Origin of the sequence: Hydrogenophaga electricum (assembly GCF_030160815.1) — a bacterium.
Lineage (GTDB): Bacteria > Pseudomonadota > Gammaproteobacteria > Burkholderiales > Burkholderiaceae_C > Hydrogenophaga > Hydrogenophaga electricum.
Genome location: NZ_BSPB01000092.1, coordinates 7081 through 7394 on the forward strand (window position 1 = coordinate 7081; position 314 = coordinate 7394).

1 protein-coding gene is annotated in these 314 nt (G+C 74.5%); it reads left to right on the forward strand.

The features are described from left to right. Positions 1–314, forward strand: a 314-nt coding sequence (locus QQK43_RS22280; RefSeq protein WP_284309510.1) for an amidase family protein, incomplete at both ends; no start/stop codon positions are given.

A 314-nucleotide genomic window follows, 5' to 3' on the forward strand; every position in this document is an offset into this window, starting at 1 on the left:
CAATGTGCCGGAGTTCACCCTGGAGGGGTACACCGCCAACCCGGTGTTCGGGGTCACCCGCAACCCCTGGGACCGGGCCCTGACGCCGGGCGGCTCCAGCGGCGGCGCGGTGGCCAGCGTGGCCGCCGGCTGCACGCCGCTGGCGCTGGGTACCGACGGTGGGGGCTCCATTCGCCGCCCGACCTCGCACGCCGGGCTGGCCGGCTTCAAGCCGTCTATCGGCGCCATCGCCCGCGGCGATGGCCTGCCCATCCTGCTGCTGGACTTCGAGGTCGTCGGCCCGATCGCGCGCCAGGTGGCCGATCTGCGCCTGA